The organism is Pseudomonas wenzhouensis (assembly GCF_021029445.1).
Classification (GTDB): domain Bacteria; phylum Pseudomonadota; class Gammaproteobacteria; order Pseudomonadales; family Pseudomonadaceae; genus Aquipseudomonas; species Aquipseudomonas wenzhouensis.
Window position 1 is genome coordinate 360,814 of record NZ_CP072610.1, and the last position, 15,456, is coordinate 376,269.

16 protein-coding genes and 1 pseudogene are annotated in these 15,456 nt (G+C 64.6%); 13 read left to right on the top strand and 4 right to left on the bottom strand.

The genetic code is table 11. The annotated features are described in order from the left end of the window. Nucleotides 1-34: 34 nt before the first annotated feature. From hemC to rsd, 6 genes and pseudogenes are all read left to right on the top strand, one after another. On the top strand, nt 35-973 hold the full coding sequence (gene hemC / locus J7655_RS01720; RefSeq protein WP_230926290.1) for a hydroxymethylbilane synthase: 939 nt from the start codon (nt 35-37) through the stop codon (nt 971-973). Beyond that, nucleotides 970-1,740 (top strand): uroporphyrinogen-III synthase, encoded by a 771-nt coding sequence (locus tag J7655_RS01725; RefSeq protein ID WP_230926291.1) that lies wholly within the window; start codon nt 970-972, stop codon nt 1,738-1,740. Before hemC ends, J7655_RS01725 begins: the two co-directional genes overlap by 4 nt. A gap of 12 nt (nt 1,741-1,752) precedes the next feature. Further along, nucleotides 1,753-2,886: a uroporphyrinogen-III C-methyltransferase gene (locus tag J7655_RS01730; protein ID WP_230926292.1), complete on the top strand. Its 1,134-nt coding sequence runs from the start codon at nt 1,753-1,755 to the stop codon at nt 2,884-2,886. After that, nucleotides 2,883-4,130, top strand: a complete 1,248-nt coding sequence (locus J7655_RS01735) for a heme biosynthesis HemY N-terminal domain-containing protein (RefSeq protein ID WP_230926293.1) — start codon at nt 2,883-2,885, stop codon at nt 4,128-4,130. Before J7655_RS01730 ends, J7655_RS01735 begins: the two co-directional genes overlap by 4 nt. Nucleotides 4,131-4,281: 151 nt before the next feature. Further along, complete coding sequence (locus J7655_RS01740) at nt 4,282-4,773, top strand: disulfide bond formation protein B (RefSeq protein WP_230926294.1); 492 nt, start codon at nt 4,282-4,284, stop codon at nt 4,771-4,773. A gap of 307 nt (nt 4,774-5,080) precedes the next feature. Further along, a pseudogene (gene rsd / locus J7655_RS01745) lies at nt 5,081-5,545 on the top strand (sigma D regulator); the annotation flags it as partial. 147 nt (nt 5,546-5,692) lie between these two features. On the opposite strand, the gene J7655_RS01750 reads toward rsd, so the two are convergent. Then, on the bottom strand, nt 5,693-6,340 hold the full coding sequence (locus J7655_RS01750) for an FKBP-type peptidyl-prolyl cis-trans isomerase (RefSeq protein WP_230926295.1): 648 nt from the start codon (nt 6,338-6,340) through the stop codon (nt 5,693-5,695). 136 nt (nt 6,341-6,476) lie between these two features. On the opposite strand from J7655_RS01750, the gene J7655_RS01755 reads away from it, so the two are divergent. Then, nucleotides 6,477-7,304 carry an AlgP family protein gene (locus tag J7655_RS01755; protein WP_230926296.1) on the top strand — a complete coding sequence of 276 codons (828 nt, stop codon included), beginning with the start codon at nt 6,477-6,479 and terminating at the stop codon, nt 7,302-7,304. Here J7655_RS01755 and J7655_RS01760 read toward each other — a convergent pair. Then, nucleotides 7,301-7,744, bottom strand: a complete 444-nt coding sequence (locus J7655_RS01760; protein ID WP_230926297.1) for a TIGR02444 family protein — start codon at nt 7,742-7,744, stop codon at nt 7,301-7,303. The two genes, J7655_RS01755 and J7655_RS01760, sit on opposite strands and share 4 nt — an antisense overlap. A gap of 38 nt (nt 7,745-7,782) precedes the next feature. Between J7655_RS01760 and J7655_RS01765 the strand changes: the two genes are divergently transcribed. The 6 genes from J7655_RS01765 (at nt 7,783) to J7655_RS01790 (ending at nt 13,976) form a co-directional block, all read left to right on the top strand. Next, complete coding sequence (locus tag J7655_RS01765) at nt 7,783-9,696, top strand: ATP-binding cassette domain-containing protein (RefSeq protein ID WP_230926298.1); 1,914 nt, start codon at nt 7,783-7,785, stop codon at nt 9,694-9,696. Beyond that, nucleotides 9,696-10,235, top strand: a complete 540-nt coding sequence (locus tag J7655_RS01770; RefSeq protein ID WP_104728505.1) for a mechanosensitive ion channel family protein — start codon at nt 9,696-9,698, stop codon at nt 10,233-10,235. Before J7655_RS01765 ends, J7655_RS01770 begins: the two co-directional genes overlap by 1 nt. 63 nt (nt 10,236-10,298) lie before the next feature. Next, entirely contained in the window at nt 10,299-10,931 is a 633-nt protein-coding gene (locus tag J7655_RS01775) for a LysE family transporter (protein ID WP_230926299.1), read from the top strand. 202 nt (nt 10,932-11,133) lie between these two features. After that, nucleotides 11,134-13,023: an FTR1 family protein gene (locus tag J7655_RS01780; protein ID WP_230926300.1), complete on the top strand. Its 1,890-nt coding sequence runs from the start codon at nt 11,134-11,136 to the stop codon at nt 13,021-13,023. Nucleotides 13,024-13,138: 115 nt separating this feature from the next. Further along, nucleotides 13,139-13,474, top strand: coding sequence for an enhanced serine sensitivity protein SseB C-terminal domain-containing protein (locus tag J7655_RS01785; protein WP_230926301.1), 336 nt, complete (start codon nt 13,139-13,141; stop codon nt 13,472-13,474). A 52-nt stretch (nt 13,475-13,526) separates the two neighbouring features. Further along, nucleotides 13,527-13,976, top strand: a complete 450-nt coding sequence (locus tag J7655_RS01790; RefSeq protein WP_230926302.1) for a YaiI/YqxD family protein — start codon at nt 13,527-13,529, stop codon at nt 13,974-13,976. Between the two features lie 75 nt (nt 13,977-14,051). Here the strand turns inward: J7655_RS01790 and J7655_RS01795 are convergent, their stop codons facing one another. Both J7655_RS01795 and elbB read right to left on the bottom strand, forming a co-directional pair. Then, nucleotides 14,052-14,519, bottom strand: a complete 468-nt coding sequence (locus tag J7655_RS01795) for a thioesterase family protein (RefSeq protein WP_230926303.1) — start codon at nt 14,517-14,519, stop codon at nt 14,052-14,054. A 220-nt stretch (nt 14,520-14,739) separates the two neighbouring features. Next, entirely contained in the window at nt 14,740-15,399 is a 660-nt protein-coding gene (elbB, locus tag J7655_RS01800) for an isoprenoid biosynthesis glyoxalase ElbB (protein ID WP_230926304.1), read from the bottom strand. Nucleotides 15,400-15,456: the final 57 nt, after the last annotated feature.

Genomic DNA, 15,456 nt, shown 5'->3' on the forward strand with positions numbered 1-15,456 from the left:
TGATTCGCGGCAATCGGTTTTCTGGAATTGCCCCATGTCCCGCGAAATTCGCATTGCCACCCGTAAGAGCGCCCTGGCCCTGTGGCAGGCCGAGTATGTCAAAGCTCGTCTGGAGCAGGCGCATCCCGGCCTGAAGGTCAGCCTGGTGCCCATGGTCAGTCGTGGCGACAAGTTGCTCGACGCGCCGCTGGCGAAGATCGGCGGCAAGGGGCTGTTCGTCAAGGAACTGGAAACCGCACTGCTGGAAAATGAGGCCGACATCGCCGTGCACTCGATGAAGGACGTGCCGATGGACTTCCCTGAAGGCCTGGGTCTTTTCTGCATCTGTGAGCGCGAAGATCCGCGCGACGCCTTCGTCTCCAACACCTATGACAGCCTCGATGCACTGCCAGCCGGCAGCGTGGTCGGCACCTCCAGCCTGCGCCGTCAGGCGCAATTGCTGGCGCGCCGGCCTGATCTGAAAATCCAGTTCCTGCGCGGCAACGTCAATACCCGTCTGGCCAAGCTCGATGCCGGCGAGTACGACGCCATTATCCTTGCCGCCGCCGGCCTGATTCGCCTGGGCTTCGAGGATCGCATCCGCAGCTCGATCAGCGCCGAAGACAGCTTGCCGGCGGGTGGCCAGGGCGCGGTGGGTATCGAGTGCCGCACTGCCGACGTTGATGTGCATGCCTTGCTGGCGCCGCTGCATCACCGTGAAACCGCGCTGCGCGTTACTGCCGAGCGTGCGCTGAACAAGCATCTCAATGGCGGTTGCCAGGTGCCCATCGCCTGCTACGCCCTGCTCGAAGACAACCAGCTGTGGCTGCGTGGTCTGGTTGGTCAACCGGATGGCGGCCTGCTGCTGCGTGCTGAAGCCCGTGCCGCCAGCAGCGACGCCGAGGCTCTGGGCGTACGTGTCGCCGAGGCGCTGCTGGCGCAAGGCGCCGATGCCATTCTCAAGGCCGTTTACGGCGAGGCCGGCCACCCTTGAGCGCCTGGCGCCTGTTGCTGACCCGTCCCGCCGAGGACTGTGCGGCGCTGGCGCAGACCCTGGCCGCGCAGGGTATCGCCAGTCACTGCATGCCGCTGCTGGCCATCGAGGCGCTGGATGAAACGTCCGAGCAGCGCGGCGTCTTCGCCGATCTGCAGCGCTACTGCGCGGTGATCGTGGTGAGCAAGCCCGCCGCCCGCATCGGCCTGCAGCTCTTGGCTCGACATGCTGCGCCACCGCCCGATCTGCCCTGGTTCAGTGTCGGTGCCGCCACTGCTGCGGTGCTCGCCGAGCAGGGGCTGCGCGTGTATTTTCCCGACGCGGGCGATGACAGCGAGGCGCTGCTCGCGCTACCTGAGCTGCACCGGATGATTGCTGGCGCAACGCTGCCGCGTGTGCTGATCCTGCGCGGCGAAGGTGGCCGGGAGTTGCTCGCCGAGCGCTTGCGCAGCCAGGGTGTGACCGTCGACTATCTGCCACTGTATCGCCGTGTGCTGCCGCAGTATGCGTCGGGCGAACTGAGCCGACAGGTGCGAGCGGAACGCCTGAACGGCCTGGTTGTCAGCAGTGGACAGGGTTTCCAGCATCTGTTGCAGCTCGCTGGCGATGACTGGTCGGCCTTGGCTCGGCTACCCTTGTTCGTACCCAGTCCGCGCGTTGCCGAACAGGCCCGCGCGGCGGGTGCGCAGATCGTTGTGGACTGTCGCGGCGCCAGTGCCGCGGCCTTGCAGGCAGCGCTGGAGCAGTTTCCGGCTGCCGCCCTCTAAAAGGACGGATACGTGAGCGAAGCATCCACCCCGAACACGCCAGAAGAAAAACCGGCCAGTGACGCCGTGAAACCCACGCCTGCTGCTGCGCCAGCGAGCACACCGCGCAGTGCTGGCGGCAGCAGCCTTGCCGCATTCGCCCTGCTGATTGGCCTGGCCGGTGCCGGTGCCGGCGGCTGGAGTCTCTGGCAACTGCAGCAGATGCATGGCCAGGATCAGCAGCGGGCCGAAGACCTGCAACGCACCCGTGATGACAGCGCCAGGAAGGTCGAGGAATTGGCCCAGCGCCTGGATTCACGCCTGTCCGCGCTGCCCAGTGCCGCCGAGCTGGACGAGCGCCGCCGGCTGCTGGCCAATCTGCAGAACGATCAGCAGCGCCTGAGCCAGCGCCTGGAAAGCGTGCTCGATGGCAGTCGCCAGGATTGGCGCCTGGATGAAGCCGAGCATCTGCTGCGTCTGGCAACCCTGCGCCTGTCGGCATTGCAGGATGTGGCCAGCGCCGAAGCACTGGTGACGGCTGCCGATGACATCCTCCGCGAACAGGACGACCCGGCCGCCTTCGCCGCCCGCGAGCAGCTCAGCCGCAGCCTGGAAGCGCTGCGCACCACCGAGCGCCCGGATCGTGTCGGCCTGTTCCTGCAACTGGGCGCCCTGCGTGAGCAGGCTGCTACGCTCAATCCCCTGGCGCCGACCTTCGAAGGGCAGGGCGACGTACTCTCCGACCTGGCCGCCGAAGGCGATGGCAGCGCCTGGTGGAGCGAGTGGGCGAAGACGCTTTCCGACTACTTCCGCATCGAATTCGACGCCGATCGCAACGTACGTCCGCTGCTGTCCGGGCAGAGCCTGTCGCAGGTACGCCTTAGCCTGTCGCTGGCGCTGGAACAGGCGCAGTGGGCCGCGCTGCATGGCCAGACCGGCGTCTACCAGCAGGCGCTCAGGCAGGCCGAGGAAATCCTCGATGCCCACTTCAATCTGGACAACCCGGACAGTCGCGCCCTGCGCCAGCGCTTCGGCGAGTTGGCCGATGCCAGCATCGAGGTCAAGGTGCCGGATCTGAGCGAGTCGCTCGATGCGTTGCAGGCCTACCTGCAGCGCAAGCAGGCGCAACGCCGGCAGGGGGCCGCAGCGGCCGGGGAGGCGCAATGAGACGCCTGCTCTGGCTCCTGTTATTGCTGGCCGTCGCAGCCGGGCTGTATCTGCTCAGCCTGGCCATCGAGGCTGACCGTGGTTATGTGCTGTTCGCCTACCAGGGCTTCCGTTACCAGTCTGGGCTGTGGGCGTTTCTTGGCCTGCTGCTGGTCGTGGTGCTGCTGTACTACCTGCTCAAGCTGACGCTGCGCCTGCTGCTCAGCTCGACACGTCTGGCCAACCCCTGGTCGCGCCTGCATCGTAATCGCCGTGTGCGCCTGGCCTCCGAGCAGGGCATGCTCGACCTGGCCGAAGGCCGCTGGGCGCGCGCGCAGCGTCAACTGACCCGTGCCGCCGAGGCCGATAGCCAGCCGCTGATGTACTACCTCGGTGCCGCGCGGGCCGCCAACAAACTGGGCCAATACGAACAGAGCGATGCCCTGCTGGAGCGCGCGTTGAACAGGCAACCGCAGGCCGAGCTGGCGATTGCCCTGACTCATGCCGAACTGCAACGCAACCGTGGTGACAGCGAGGCAGCGTTGCAAACCCTGCAGGCGATGCGTGAGCGTCATCCGGGGCATCATCTGGTGCTGCGACAGTTGCAGCGCCTGTATCTGCAGCGCCAGGAGTGGTCGGCTCTGCTCGGCTTGCTGCCTGAATTGCGCAAGGAGAAGGCGCTGCCAGCGGCCGAGCTCGATGAATTGGAGCGCAAAACCTGGCGCGGCCGCCTGGCCGAGGTCGGTGATGGTGGGCTGGAGCAGGGTGAAGCTGCCTTGTCGTCATTGCACAAGGCCTGGAACCATCTGTCGGCCAGCCTGCGCCATGAGCCCGAGCTGATCGCCACCTATGTCGAGCAATTACGTCGTCTGGGCGCCCAGCAAGAGGCCGAAGAGGTGCTGCGCAGCGCGCTCAAGCGCGGCTATGACAGCCGTCTGGCGCGCTTCTATGGCGTACTGCGGGGCGCAGATCCGGCGCGTCAGCTGCAAACGGCCGAACACTGGCTGAAACAGCACCCGCAGGATCCGGCGCTGTTGCTGACGCTGGGTCGCCTGTCTCTGCAGAATCAACTGTGGGGCAAGGCGCGTGATTACTTCGAAAGCAGCCTCAAGCTTGAGCGTCACCCGGAAACCTGCGCCGAGCTGGCGCGCCTGCTGGCACAACTGGGTGAGCTGGAGCGCAGCAACCAACTGTTGCTGGAGAGCCTCGGCCTGCTGCACCAGGGCTTGCCTTCTCTGCCGCAACCCAGGGGCGTCGGTGTCTGAATGGCTGCGCCTGGTTGGTGCTGCGAGTTCACCGTGCGGACGGAGGGACGTTCGGGCATGATGAACAGCCTGTTATGACGCCCCGGGCGCCTTGAAAGGCGCCCTTGCTTTCCTCTACCGTACCGCCCACGTTTTCCCACCCGGAGCCACCATGCATCTGGCAAATCCGCGTCCTCTGTTTTTCCTCGCATTCATTGGTTGTGTACTGCTGATGATGGCTGCGCTGTACCTGGAGCATGTCGTGGGGCTGGAGCCCTGCCCGATGTGCGTGCTGCAGCGTATTTGCGTGATTCTGTTCGGCGTGGTCTGCCTGGTCGCTGCAGTTCATGGCCCCGGCATGCTCGGGCGGCGCATCTACGCCGTGCTGGCGCTGTTGTTCGCCGCTGCTGGCGCTGCCACTGCCGGTCGGCAGATATGGTTGCAGAGCGTACCGGCCGATCAGCTCGAAGCCTGCCTGCCGAGCCTGGAGTTCATGATGCAGGCCCTGCCGATGCAAGACATCGTGCGCCTGGTGTTCCAGGGCAGTGCCGATTGTGCCGAGGTGAAGTGGACGCTGTTCGGCATGAGCATCCCCGAGTGGAGCCTGCTTGGCTTCATCGGCATGATCGCCTTCAGCCTGCTCCAGTTGCTACGTCGCAACTGAGAATACGAATTGTACGAAGCCGCGCCATTCGTGGCTTCGAGATTAAACGCTCGTATGAAACTTTCTCGTGGCCATGCCTTGATGGCATGTGCCCGCAAGCATAATCTGACCCTCACGCACCGCCGGAAAAACGCCATTTTGCGGTTGCTCTTTCAAGGTCTGGTAGTGATCGACAAAAAGCTGTCGATAGCCCGCCATGACGTCGCCAGCCGCCGACCGAATGGCACGAGCACTTGCTGGCACGCCACGATAACGTCTCGGGAACGGGCGTAAGACAGGCATAGCGATAAGGGAAGCGAGGTTCATCATGCTTGAGAGTTGTCGCAACGCACAGGAACGCTGGGGTGGGGTTCATCAACTGATCGACCGTTGGCTGGGTGAACGTCGCGAACTGGTGCTGGCCTACACGGCCCTGGCCAAGGCGCCGCAGGCGCCGGCCATCAATAGCGAGTCTCTGCAGGGCTTCTGCGAGCTGCTGGTGGATTACGTATCGGCGGGGCACTTCGAGGTCTACGAGCAGTTGACCAACGAGGCCAAGGCCTTCAACGATCAGCGTGGTCTGGAGCTGGCCAAGCAGATCTACCCGCGTATCGAAGCCATCACCCAGGTGGCGCTGGCCTTCAATGATCGTTGTGACAACGGCGACTGCCGCGACAGCACCTCGCTGATGAGCGAGCTCAACCATCTCGGGCAGTTGCTGCACGAACGCTTCGAACTGGAGGACTGCTTGATCGAGGTGTTGCACAACGCCCACCAGGAGCAGGCTGCCGAAGCGCTCCGAGGCCTGGTCAATGGGCGCCGCACTCTCTCGCTGCGAGTCAGGCCTGCGCACACTCGAAACGCCTCACTCTGGGTGTGGCTCCTGCGCAAGGCTGCCTTGGCAGCTCCGTGAGATTGGTACCAGGTCGGCAGGATGGCCTCAGTCGGCCACATCCAGCAGGCGCAGGTCGAACACCAGCGGCGCATGCGGGGGGATCAGATCTCCGGCGCCTTCTTCGCCATAGGCCTGATTCGCTGGAATCACCAGGCGCCAATGCGCGCCCTTGGGCATTTCCAGCAGTGCGCTACGCCAGCCGGCGATCAGGCTGTCCAAACGAAACCATTGTGGCGTGGCGCTTTCGTCGAAGACGCTGCCGTCGGCCAGCTCACCGCGATAACTCACCTGTACCCGGCTGCGCGCCGTCGGCCTCGGGCCGTTGCCAGGACTCAGTTCGGTCGCCAGCACGCCGTTGGCCAACGTCCGTACATCGGCGCGGCGGCTTTGTTCGGCGAGAAAACGCTGCTCGGCTTCGATGGCTCTGGCATGGCGCAGGGGCGAGGATTCGAGACGCGCCTCGTGCTCATCCAGTAGTTGCTCAATGCGTGCCGCTTCCAGTCGCAACGGCTTGCCCTCGTAGGCCTGGCGTAAGCCTTCGAGCAGATCGCCCAGCGGCAGCTCGGGCACTTCCTCGCCCAGGCGCTCACCGAGACGCACGCCGAGACTGTAAGCCAGGTCTTGCTGATGCTGGTCAGCCTGGACGGCCAGGCTGCAGCACAGGGCGAAGGTGGCGAGTACGGCGCGGCTCATGTCGAAGTCTCCCAATGGCTGTGCCGGCGATTATGCCAGTCGAACGCCAGCCGCGCTCCGCTCAACAAAAGGCCTATGGCGAGGCATCTTACCTGCGTCTAGTATGGACGCGTTCATATCCGCCTGGAGGCGTATCATGTCGGCCAAGAAGAAGCCCATCAGCACCCCGTTGCACCTGCTGCATCAACTGTCTGCCAGCTTGCTCGAGCACCTGGAAAATGCCTGCTCGCAAGCCCTGATCGATGCCGAGAAACTGCTTGCCAAGCTGGAGAAGCAGCGCGGCAAGGCCCAGGAAAAACTGCACAAGGCCCGCAGCAAACTGCAGGACGCTGCCGCCGCAGGCAAGGCCAAGGCGCAAGCCAAGGCCAAGGATGCCGTCGCCGAGCTGGAAGAGCTGCTCGATGCCCTCAAGGATCGCCAGAGCGAAACCCGCACCTATATCGCCCAGCTCAAGCGCGATGCTCAGGAAAGCCTGAAGCTGGCCCAGGGTGTAGGCAAAGTGAAGGAAGCCGCCGGTAAGGCGCTGGATACGCGCGAAGCCAAGGCCGCCACGCCGGCAGCCAAACCTGCAAGCAAGCCGTCTGCAGCGAAGAAGCCTGTTGTCGCCAAGGCACCGGCGCAGAAAGCTCCGAGCAAAGCCGTCGCCGCCAAGCCTGCCAGCAAAGCGGCTGCCAAGCCTGCCGCGGCCAATAAGGCGGCTGTAAAACCTTCGGTAGCCAGCAAGCCTGCGGTAAAACCGGCCGCACCCAAGGTAGCTGCCAAGCCAGCTGCAACCAAAACAGCCGCCAAACCCGCTGCGAAGCCGGCGACCAAGGCGACACCTGCCAAGCCCGCCGTTGCCAAGAAGCCGGCGCCCGCGAAGAAGACCCCTGCCAAGCCGGCAGCCGCCAAGCCCGCTGCTGCGCCGGCAGCTCCGGTTGCGCCTGCCGCGAGCAGCGGCAGCGATACGCCGAGCGCTTCCTAAGGCAGCCTGACAGCGCCGCGCAGTACCTGTAGCGCGGCGCTGTCATTTTTTGCCAGGCGAATCAGCCAACCGTCTCCGCTTGCCTCGCTTGGCCAGCTCTCGGCCAGCACCTGCAGCCGTTCGAGCAATACCCGCTCGGCCTGCAGCTCCAGTTTCTTGATCTGTTCGCGCAAGGTCGTCAGCTCGGCATCGCTCTCTGCTGCCGTGCGCCAATCGCGACGAGTCCGGCGCAGGGGCGCAATCACCTCACGTTGCCACGGGTTGGCCACTGCCGTCAGGGCATGCAGGCGCTCGTCCAGGCAGCGCACGCCACGTCGCTCCAGCCAGGCACCTGCCAGCAGCAGGCACACGTCACTGCCGGCTCCCTGCAGTTCCAGGCAGGCCTGCTCCACGCCCGGTTTGGCGTAAAGTTCTAGGGCGAAATTCCACAGTTCCTGCACGCGGCCTCCGGGGCGATTTGATAGACTCCGCCGCCATTATGATCCGACTCCAGAACCTCACTCTACAGCGCGGCCCGCAACGCCTTCTCGAAGGCGCCGAGCTGACTCTGCACGCCGGCCACAAGGCCGGTCTGATCGGTGCCAACGGCGCCGGTAAATCCAGTTTGTTCGCCCTGTTACGTGGCGAGCTGACCCCGGACGCCGGCGATTGCCTGCTGCCCGGTGACTGGCGCATCGCCCATATGCGCCAGGAGGTCGATAACCTCGAGCGCCTGGCGGTGGATTACGTACTCGATGGCGACCACCACCTGCGCCGCGTGCAGGCCGAACTGGCCGCAGCCGAGCAGGCGCATGACGGTGCCGCCATCGCCCGCCTGCACAGCGAGCTGGACAGCGCCGACGGCTATACCGCCGATGCCCGCGCGCGCAAGCTGCTGGCCGGCCTGGGCTTCGAGAACGCGCAGATGGATCGCCGTGTCGGCGACTTTTCCGGCGGCTGGCGCATGCGCCTTAACCTGGCCCAGGCGCTGATGTGTCCGTCCGACCTGTTGCTGCTCGACGAGCCGACCAACCACCTGGACCTGGACGCGATTCTCTGGCTCGAGGGCTGGCTGCAAAGCTACCCCGGCACCTTGTTGCTGATTTCCCACGACCGCGATTTTCTCGATGCCGTGGTCGACCACGTCGCCCATGTCGAGCAGCGCAAGCTCAATCTGTATCGCGGTGGCTACACGGCCTTCGAGCGCACCCGCGCCGAACGCCTGGCCCAGCAGCAGCAGGCCTACGAGAAGCAGCAGGCGCAACGCGCGCACATGGAAAAGTACATCGCCCGCTTCAAGGCCCAGGCGACCAAGGCCCGCCAGGCGCAGAGCCGGATCAAGGCGCTGGAGCGCATGGAAGAGCTGAGCGCGGCGCATGTCGACTCGCCCTTCGACTTCGTCTTCCGCGAGGCCGAGAAGATCTCCATTCCGCTGCTCAGCCTCAGCGAAGGTCGCCTCGGCTATGGCGACAAGACCGTGCTGCAGCAAGTCAAGCTGAGCCTGGTACCCGGCGCGCGCATCGGCCTGCTCGGCCCCAACGGTGCGGGCAAATCGACGCTGATCAAGAACCTGTCGGCCGAACTGCAGCCGCTGAGCGGCAGCCTGACCCGAGGCGAGAACCTGGTGATCGGCTACTTCGCCCAGCACCAGCTCGATGCGCTGGATGACAAGGCCAGTCCGTTGCTGCACCTGCAGCGTCTGGCACCGGCCGAGCGCGAGCAGACCCTGCGCGACTTCCTTGGTGGTTTCGACTTCCGTGGCGCGCGTTGCGACGAGCCGGTGGTGAACTTCTCCGGCGGCGAGAAGGCGCGCCTGGCCCTGGCGCTGATCGCCTGGGGCAAGCCCAACCTGCTGCTGCTCGATGAGCCGACCAACCACCTCGACCTGGAAATGCGCCTGGCACTGACCATGGCTTTGCAGGAGTTCGCCGGTGCCGTGGTGGTGGTCTCGCACGACCGTCACCTGCTCAAGAGCACCACCGACGAATTTTTGCTGGTCGCCGATGGCCGCGTGGTGCCGTTCGACGGTGATCTGGACGACTACGCGCGTTGGTTGATCGACTACCGCCAGCGCCAGGCACCGCCCAGCGCAGCGCCCGACAGCGTTGCGGAGAAAACCGACAAGCGTGCCCAGCGCCAGGCTGCGGCGGCGCTGCGCCAGCAACTGGCGCCGCACAAGAAACAGGCCGAGAAGCTCGAACAGGAGCTGGGCAAGGTGCAGGAAAAGCTCGCCGTAGTTGAAACCCAGCTGGGCGACAGCGGTCTGTACGAGGCCGCACGCAAGGACGAACTGCGCCAGCGTCTGGTCGAGCAGGCGCAGCTCAAGACGCGTGAGGCCGAACTGGAAGAAACCTGGCTGTTGGCACTGGAAACCCTGGAGGCGTTGCAGCAGCAACTGGAGGATGCCGAGTGATGGAGCAGCTTGAACTGTTGACGGCCTGGCGCGATCCGCTGATTCGCACCGGCCAGGTGTTGTTGATCATCTTTTTGGCATGGGTTGCCCAGCGCATCCTCACCCGTGCCATCAGCCGCCTTGGCGACCGCTACAGCCTGCTGCCACCTGAAGTGTTGCAGCCGCTGCGCGGCCTGGTGCGCTGGCTGATCATGGGCAGCGCGCTGCTCATGGTGCTCGAGCGCCTGGGCGTCTCGGCGACCGTGCTGTGGACGGCGCTGACCGGCTTCACGGCCGTGGCGGCGGTGGCGTTCTTCGCCATCTGGAGCGTGCTGTCGAACATGTTCTGCGCGTTGCTGATTTTCACCATGGGGCCGTTTCGCATCGGCGACACGGTGGAGGTGATCGAAAGTGCCGACAAGCCCGGGGTGAAAGGGCGGGTCATTGCCATCAACCTGTTCTACACCACCCTGCAGGACCTCAGTGAAGAGGCCGTTGGCGCCGTGCTGCAGGTGCCCAACAGTCTGTTCTTCCAGAAGTCGGTGCGCCGCTGGCGCTGAGCATGGCGCCAGGAGTAGGCTGTAGCGCTATTTTCCTGATTTCAGCTACCCGAGGTACGCATCATGGCATTGGAAACCTGGCTCGCTTTCTTCGTCGCCTGCTGGGTGATCAGCCTGTCGCCGGGCGCCGGTGCCGTGGCGTCGATGTCTGCCGGTATGCAGTACGGCTTCTGGCGCGGTTACTGGAACGCGCTCGGTTTGCAGCTCGGTCTGGCGCTGCAGATCGCCATCGTCGCCGCCGGTGTGGGCGCCATTCTCGCGACCTCGGCACTGGCCTTCAGCCTGATCAAGTGGTTCGGCGTGGCCTATCTGATGTTTCTCGCCTACAAGCAGTGGGTCGCGCTGCCCAGCGATCTGGATGCCGGCGCGGCTGAGCGTCCTATCGGCCGGCCGCTGGCGCTGGTGCTGCGTGGTTTTCTGGTCAACTTCAGCAATCCCAAGGCCATCGTCTTCATGCTTGCGGTGCTGCCACAGTTCATCAATCCGCACGCGCCGCTGGTGGCGCAGTATCTGGTCATGGGCGTGACCATGATCAGCGTCGATCTGATCGTCATGGCCGGCTATACCGGTCTTGCCTCGCGCGTACTGCGCCTGCTGCGCACGCCGCGCCAGCAGCGCGTGATGAATCGCAGTTTCGCCGCCTTGTTCGCCGCCGCTGCCGGTTTGCTGGCGACGGTCAAGCGCGCGGCCGTCTGAGCCCGCGATCGTCCGGCGGTGGTCGATAGCGTCTGCCCGGAAAGTCATTCAGCACCATGGTCGTGAAGGTTGCAGCCTGCGCGGGAGACGACTTTCGGGGTTCCGTTCAGCGTTTTGTTACCAGATATTTCATATTTTCCTTGTGCTCAATCGTTAGGCCAGCAACAATTTAATGCCACCCATTCTCGTTTGGGATGCATTGATGATTCATTTCCGCCTCTCTCTTTCCTGGTTGATCCTGCCTTTGCTGGCCAGTCTCAGTTTTCTCGCCATTGGCGAGCCGCTCGATGGCGCCGCTCAGGCGCTGCATCTGATCGGTTATATCGGTGCCGATTATCCGGCCACTGTGGTTGACGGCCAGGTCGTCGACGTCAGCGAGTACCAGGAGCAACTGGAATTTCTCGATGTATTGCAGGGATTGATCGTCGCCTTGCCCGCGCAGGCCGGTCGCGCCGAGTTGGAGCAGGGCGTCAGCAATCTGCATCAGGCCATTATCCAACGCCAATCCGGCGATGAAGTCGCCAGCGCTGCCCGTGCATTGGGGGCGCGTCTGGCCGAGCTCTATCAGGTCAGCCTGACGCCGATCCTGACGCCGGATCCGCAGCGCGGCGCGCAGCTTTACGCCCAGCACTGCTCGGTGTGCCATGGCGACTCCGGGCTGGGCGACGGGCCGGCCGGCATCGGCCTGGAGCCGGCGCCGGCCAATCTGCGCGATACGGCGCGCATGGATCGCCTCAGCCTCTATGACCTCTACAACACCCTGGGTCTGGGCATCGAAGGCACCGATATGCCGGCTTTCGCCGATCAACTCGACGAGCGTCAGCGCTGGGATCTGGCGAGTTACATCGCCAGCTTTACCGCCACTGCGGCGCAGGGCCAGGCACGCTTTGCCATGAGCGAGTTGGCCGGGCGCACGCCTGCTGAAATTGCGGCCGCCGGTGGCGATGTCGCCGCGTTTCGCGCTCAGCGCGCGCATCCGCTGCTGGAGCAGCGCGGCCCGCAGCAACTGATCGGCTACACCCGCGCTACCCTGGAACGCAGTCTGCAGGCCTACCGCGAGGGCGATCGCGAGCAGGCCTATGACCTCTCCGTCGGCGCCTATCTGGAAGGTTTCGAACTGGTCGAAAGCGCTCTCGACAACCTCGATGCCGTGCAGCGCAAGACCACCGAGCGCGCCCTGATGGCCTATCGGCAGGCGCTGCAGGATGGTGCCAGCGTCGGTGTGGCGGCGCAGGCGCTGGAACAGGTCAAGATCGAGCTGGACAAGTCCGCCACATTGCTGGTCGATGGCGCCATGGACGACAGCCTGAGCTTCTTCGCCAGCCTGCTGATTCTGCTGCGCGAGGGGCTGGAGGCGATTCTGGTGCTGGCGGCGATTCTCGCCTTCCTGCGCAATACCGGGCAGCAGCAGGCGGTGCGCAGTGTGCACATTGGCTGGGGCCTGGCGTTGCTCGCCGGCGTCGCAACCTGGGCAGTGGCGGCTTACCTGATCGATATCAGCGGCGCCCAGCGTGAGCTGCTGGAAGGCGCCACGGCGCTGTTCGCCAGCGTGGTGCTGCTGTGGGTTGGCGTGTGGATGCATGATCGTCGTCATGCTGCGGCCTGGCAGGACTACATCAAGAGCAGCCTGGTCGGTGGCGGTGGCCGTTTCGGCTTTGCCGTGCTGGCGTTCTTCTCGGTGTATCGCGAGCTGTTCGAAGTGATCCTGTTCTACGAAACCCTCTGGCTACAGGCCGGGCCTGCCGGGCACGGTGCGGTGCTGGCCGGTGCTGCGGCCGCGCTGGTGCTCTTGCTCGGCCTGGCCTGGGTGATCCTGCGCGGCTCGCGCAAACTGCCGCTGGCGACCTTCTTCGGCATCAATGCGGTGTTGCTGTGCGTACTTTCGGTGGTGTTCGCCGGCCATGGCGTGGCGGCATTGCAGGAGGCCGGCGTGCTCGGCACGCGTCCGGTGGCATTCTTCGAGTTCGACTGGCTGGGCATTCACGCCGACGCCTGGAGCCTGGCCGCTCAGGGCCTGGCACTGACCGGTATCGCGCTGCTGTATGGGCGCAGCCTGCTGGGCGAGCGCCGACGCCTGGCCGAACAGCGCTGATAGCGTGATTCGAGGGCGGTTTTGCCGCCCTCGTGACTCCATAGCGTGAACCGCTGCCGCGACATTCGGTCTTACTGCGCTTAAGCTGTTTCAGATCCCTCTGCCGAGTGCGCGCATGTCTTCCTCGATCCATTCCACCCATTACGCCGACAGCCCCGATCTGGCTCTGGCCGTGCTGCGTCATCCCACTCTGGAGCGGGCGTTGTCTGCCGCCTGTAGCCAGCTTGCCGTGCGTGAAGCCTTTCTGGCTGCGTTGCGTGATCCGGCCATTGGCCCACAGCCGAGGCTTTTGTTGGCGATTTCCGGTGCGGATATGAATGGCCAGCGGCGCCTGGCGGCGTTGGTGGCCGAGTTGTTGTCGGATGAGGTTGAGCTGGATCTGATCGCGCTGGCCGACGACAGCCTGTCGCGTGCCGTGCGTGAGCGCTGCGAGCCGTTCTACAGCGCCTGAACCACCTGCCTGCTGGCATACTGGCGGCTGTTTTCTCTGCGGAAGTAGCTGCATGCGCGTATGGATCGACGCCGACGCCTGCCCTCGGGCGGCGCGGGATCAGGTGGTCAAGTTCGCTCTCAAGCGAGGGTTCGAGGTGGTGCTGGTGGCCGGGCAGGCCGTGGCGCGGCCGAACTTCGCCTGCGTGAAATTGATCGTGGTGCCCAGCGGGCCGGATGCCGCCGACGATCACCTGGTGGAACATGCCGTGCCTGGCGAGCTGGTGATCTGCAATGACGTGCCACTGGCTGACCGCCTGGTGAAGAAGGGCGTGGCTGCGCTCGATCCGCGTGGTCGTGAGTTCGACGAGCGCAACATGGGCGAACGCCTGGCGGTGCGTAATCTGTTCACCGATCTGCGCGAGCAGGGCCAGGTCGGCGGTGGTCAGGCACCTTACTCGGAGAAGGATCGTCAGGCCTTTGCCAATGCACTGGATCGGATTCTCACGCGTTTGAGTCGTTAGCGGCCCCGGCTTGCATGTGGGCCAGGGTGCGTATGGCCAAGCCATGTTCAGCGTTGCAGGGGATGGCGGAATTCGTCAGCCACACAGATAGGTGCCGGTGCCCACGGCCACCAGTACGCCTTCGTCGTTATGCAGCTCCATGCGAATCACCGCCACCTTGTTACCGGCGCGCAAGGGCGTGGCCGTGGCCGTGAAACGCTGACCGCGACCGGGGCGAAGGTAGTCGATGCGCAGGTCGATGGTGCCGAGCTTGGACAGCTTGCTCATGCGTTCGGCCGGCGGCAGATGCTGGTGGTTGGCGAAGGCGCCGATCAGCGCCATGGCGCCGCCACAGACGTCGAGCAGCGAGGAAATCACCCCGCCATGCAGGATGCCGTGAACGAAGTTGCCGATCAGTTCGGGCTTCATCGGCAGGTGCATGGTCACCCGTTCATGACTCAGCTCATCGAGTTCGATGCCGAGCACCTGGTTGAAGGGAATGCGCTGGAAGAAGCTGGCCACCGCCTGTTGCAGGTCGGGGCTGAGAACGAAGGGTTTGGACATGAAATACGCTCCGTGAAGTCTTGTCGCCACGCTGCCGCAGCGCGAGCGGCTTGAACAGCGTCGCGGCCAGACTGCCCTGAGCAATGACCGAAGCGCCCTGTAGAGGCGCTGGCTGGAGGGGTGGGGCGTGCGCTTCAGCTTCCGTGTCTATGAGCGGTGGGCTGAAGCCCACCCTACAAAGTCCAGAGTCCCACCCTGCAACGTCCCTGTAGGACGTAGGTCAGTGGTGCGCCAGTTCCAATACGCGGTCGACCATCTTGTTGATGCCCGACGCTGCCTCGGCGATGGATTGGGCGAGCATATAGGCCGGTGTGGTCACCAGTTTGCGCTGCTCATCCTCGATGATTTCGCTGACCTCGCACTCCTGGTGCGAGGCGCCCATCTGGGTCAGGGTGGCAGCGGTATCATGGTCGCTGCCGATGGTGCACACCACGCCGGCGCCGAAGATCTTCGCCGCCAGCGCCGGGGCGATGCACATCAGGCCGACTGGCTTGCCGGCATCGACGAAAGCCTTGCAGGCAGCCAGCACGTCGGGCTGCACGGTGCAGCCGGCGCCGCTGATGGCGAAGTCGGAGAGGTTCTTCGCCACGCCGAAGCCGCCCGGCAGGATCAGTGCGTCGAAGTCGGCCACATGCAGCTCCTTGACGTCCTTGATCTTGCCACGGGCGATACGCGCCGATTCCACCAGGACGTTGCGCGTCTCGTCCATTTCGTCGCCGCTGTAGTGATCGACCACGTGCAGTTGCGGCACGTTGGGAGCGAAACACTGCACCTCGGCGCCACGCTGGTCGAGACGCAACAGGGTGATCACGCTCTCGTGGATCTCGGCGCCATCGTAGACGCCACAGCCGGACAGAATCACAGCCACTTTCTTGCTCATGCTCGACTCCTGGTGAGGAAAGACGCGACCTTCAGTGGGCGCGGGTGTTACCGAATC

Excerpts from the sequence above, each read along its gene's own strand:
- J7655_RS01770 (WP_104728505.1), top strand. The coding sequence starts at position 9,696 with ATGGAGCAGCTTGAACTGTTGACGGCCTGGCGCGATCCGCTGATTCGC.
- J7655_RS01790 (WP_230926302.1), top strand. The coding sequence starts at position 13,527 with ATGCGCGTATGGATCGACGCCGACGCCTGCCCTCGGGCGGCGCGGGAT.
- J7655_RS01740 (WP_230926294.1), top strand. The coding sequence starts at position 4,282 with ATGCATCTGGCAAATCCGCGTCCTCTGTTTTTCCTCGCATTCATTGGT.
- elbB (WP_230926304.1), bottom strand. The coding sequence starts at position 15,399 with ATGAGCAAGAAAGTGGCTGTGATTCTGTCCGGCTGTGGCGTCTACGAT.
- hemC (WP_230926290.1), top strand. The coding sequence starts at position 35 with ATGTCCCGCGAAATTCGCATTGCCACCCGTAAGAGCGCCCTGGCCCTG.
- J7655_RS01785 (WP_230926301.1), top strand. The coding sequence starts at position 13,139 with ATGTCTTCCTCGATCCATTCCACCCATTACGCCGACAGCCCCGATCTG.
- J7655_RS01795 (WP_230926303.1), bottom strand. The coding sequence starts at position 14,519 with ATGTCCAAACCCTTCGTTCTCAGCCCCGACCTGCAACAGGCGGTGGCC.
- J7655_RS01755 (WP_230926296.1), top strand. The coding sequence starts at position 6,477 with ATGTCGGCCAAGAAGAAGCCCATCAGCACCCCGTTGCACCTGCTGCAT.
- J7655_RS01780 (WP_230926300.1), top strand. The coding sequence starts at position 11,134 with ATGATTCATTTCCGCCTCTCTCTTTCCTGGTTGATCCTGCCTTTGCTG.
- J7655_RS01735 (WP_230926293.1), top strand. The coding sequence starts at position 2,883 with ATGAGACGCCTGCTCTGGCTCCTGTTATTGCTGGCCGTCGCAGCCGGG.
- J7655_RS01750 (WP_230926295.1), bottom strand. The coding sequence starts at position 6,340 with ATGAGCCGCGCCGTACTCGCCACCTTCGCCCTGTGCTGCAGCCTGGCC.
- J7655_RS01765 (WP_230926298.1), top strand. The coding sequence starts at position 7,783 with ATGATCCGACTCCAGAACCTCACTCTACAGCGCGGCCCGCAACGCCTT.
- J7655_RS01775 (WP_230926299.1), top strand. The coding sequence starts at position 10,299 with ATGGCATTGGAAACCTGGCTCGCTTTCTTCGTCGCCTGCTGGGTGATC.